Below are 2,829 nucleotides of genomic sequence, written 5' to 3'. Positions count from 1 at the left end.
AATGCGTAATTCATTTTCCGAGACAAAAAATAATGTCAGAAGCGCGATAGCGTTATTTGAATTGATTAGAATGCAATCTACCCGTTCCAATTTTATGGTGTGACCAAATCAGGCAACTTGCTCTAACTCACTTTTGGACAGAAGTGCGTTAGGGTCATGAAATTAACTCATTAAATTAACATTAAAAAAAGTAATTAATAAATTAATTTTTGAGGTAATCGTTGCTTGCATATTTTGCAAAAGATTAGATATTAATCTAAATTAGGTCACATTCATCAACTTTATGATTATGATATAGAAAGGTTTCAGTAATATGATTACGGAAATTAATTTTATCAGTTGGTTTCAATTGTATGATAGATAACATTCTTGCAGAAGTTCAACGCGAATCTGCTGGTGCTAGCACTTTTGGTAAATATAATTTTCAGTACCATTGGGCTCTATGCAGAATTATAGAGAAACACCAGAAAAAGGAAGAATATGCTCTGCTTGTTGAATATCACGAAGATGTCGTTATTGCAGATAACCTTGACGGTACCAAAGCTCACTTTGAGTTCTTTCAGGTTAAAAATCAAACTAAGACTTATACTGCACACGAACTAACAAAGCGTTCTTCAGGTGCCAATGAAACCCTTAAAAATTCTGTATTGGGAAAGTTGCTTAGTTCATGTGTAGGTACGCAATATGATCAGCGTATCACTAACATCGGCTTGGTTTCATCAGGTGGTTTCTCATTAGATGTAGGTAAAGGGCTGAAACTTGATGTTATACGAATGGGAGATCTCACAGCTGCCTGTCTACAGAGTTTGACCAATAAGGTAAATGAAGAATTAGGAATTGATCTGCTACCTAAGCATTTACAATTTATAGTTCCAGAAATCCAACTAGAGAACCAAGAAGATTACGTATTGGCTCAATTTGCTAAATTAGTTGATGGTATGTTCCCAGGAGCACAATGCAATGCTGTAGCTATATACAGAGCCATTATAGACGAGATGGGTCGCAAAATACGTATCACTTTTGATTACACTGACTGGGATAGATTAATGGACAAGAAGTCACTGACATCTGTTAAGGTCCATGACGTATTAGCAATAAACTCTAGTCACCCAAGTGTAAATGAAATAAAGGAAGATTTTAATCATTTAGCTCAGCAATTGAGCTGGAGAACTCGACAAATTAGGAATGTAAGAACCAAACTTTCACAACTTTCGCTAAAACGTGCTGGCTTTATGACTGCTTTAGATATTGATATTACTGGCTCATTCAAGGCATCAGCAAATAAAGTAAATGAGTCTCTGTTTAATAGTGATGCCCTACACATCGAAGCTCTTTTACAACAAGCCAAGACTGATGGATTAGAAACTAAGGTTACTGATCCAGACGAATTTTTAGTCGAAATCATTTATTGCTTATTAACGAGTGAATAATGAACCACAATTACAAACTATTGATAAGAAATCTTAGGAAGCATAAAAATGAAAGGCTTGCAATTTCAACGTCTAGTGCTGATATCCGATTCGAAAAGGTTGGCGAATCAATTCGAGTTTCCAAAGAGGCTCAATCTCGTTACCGGAAGCGATAATAGTATAGGCAAGTCAACATTAGTTAAGAACCTTTTTTGGGCACTTGGTTGTGAACCCAAGCTCGATGAAGAATGGAAGTCAAATGATGTAAAATCGATCTTGTATTACAAGGTTGATGAGACTGAGTATGTTGCGAGCCGATATCAAAACTCTATGTATTTCGGCAAGGTTGGGGAAGTTCTCAAGAAGTACTCCAAGATCACTGGTGATTTTGCACGTGATTTCGCGGAAGTTGTTGGATTCGATCTGTTGTTAGCAAATAGGCAAGGTGGACTTGATTGTCCTCCTCCAGCATATTACTTCTTACCATTCTATATAGATCAACAGAAAAGTTGGGACGAGCCATGGAACTCATTTGAAAGCCTAGGCCAATACACTAATTTCAAACCTAATTTGATTAAATATTTCTGTGGTTATATTAAACCTGCACACTTTGAAATTGAAGAAGAAATCTATGAGCAAAAAGCTGTTGAACGTGAAGCTACACAGCAAGTTGAACGTATCAGTGCGGCTATTGAGGTGCTTGAAGAGGTAGCTGGCCAATCAAATATAGCCGTTACAGAGACCGAATTCGAAGTAATTCAAGCCGAAATTGAGCAAGAGCTTCAAGAATTTACTCAATGCCAAACACAACTGTTCGACCAACAGACTCAATTGAGAACTGAAATATATGATTTAGAGCAACAACATTTAATCGCTACTACATCAATACAAGAGCTTGATGAAGATTATATATTTGCTGTTGAAAACATTCCTAATGACATACTTGAATGCCCTCTATGCGGCGTAGAACATGATAATTCACTTTTAAGTCGAGCAGGTTTATTAGCAGATAAGTCTTCTTTGGAGGACGAAGCTGTTAGTTTAGGTAGCTCACTAAGGGAAAAGTATGCTCAATTGAAAGAGCTTGATGATGAATTAAAGTTTGTAAAAGCTGAAGTTGACAGGATAAATAGTAAGTACATCTTTGATGAAGAGTCTTCTGAACAAAATAATTCAGCTATGTTTGAACAAGCGCTACATTCTATCGCCCAAAAGCATGTTAATAATAATGTTACTAAATCTAAAGAGTCGCAAGAGCTCAAGTCTAAGCAAGCCAATGATAAACAAAAAGTACTAAAGAGGCAGCAACAGTAAGCGGCCAATTAAGCAGTGTATTTACATGATGTCGCCCATATTCACGTTCCACGGGAGCAGATCGTGCAGAGGATCGTTGGGATGGCGTTTGGGGAGCTCCGTAAAA

The 2,829-nt window shown here is 36.9% G+C and carries 2 protein-coding genes; both read left to right on the top strand.

All coding sequences use genetic code 11. The annotated features are described in order from the left end of the window. The first annotated feature begins 353 nt into the window (after window positions 1-353). Window positions 354-1,430 carry a DUF4297 domain-containing protein gene (locus AAC854_RS21985; protein WP_340618958.1) on the top strand — a complete coding sequence of 359 codons (1,077 nt, stop codon included), beginning with the start codon at window positions 354-356 and terminating at the stop codon, window positions 1,428-1,430. A 48-nt stretch (window positions 1,431-1,478) separates the two neighbouring features. Next, window positions 1,479-2,723 carry a hypothetical protein gene (locus AAC854_RS21980; RefSeq protein ID WP_340618957.1) on the top strand — a complete coding sequence of 415 codons (1,245 nt, stop codon included), beginning with the start codon at window positions 1,479-1,481 and terminating at the stop codon, window positions 2,721-2,723. The last annotated feature ends 106 nt before the right edge of the window (window positions 2,724-2,829 follow it).

This window comes from Xenorhabdus entomophaga (assembly GCF_037996725.1).
In the GTDB taxonomy this organism is placed as follows: Bacteria; Pseudomonadota; Gammaproteobacteria; order Enterobacterales; family Enterobacteriaceae; genus Xenorhabdus; species Xenorhabdus khoisanae.
The sequence above is the reverse complement of the archived record's forward strand: the minus strand, read 5'-3'. Positions and strand labels throughout refer to the sequence as shown.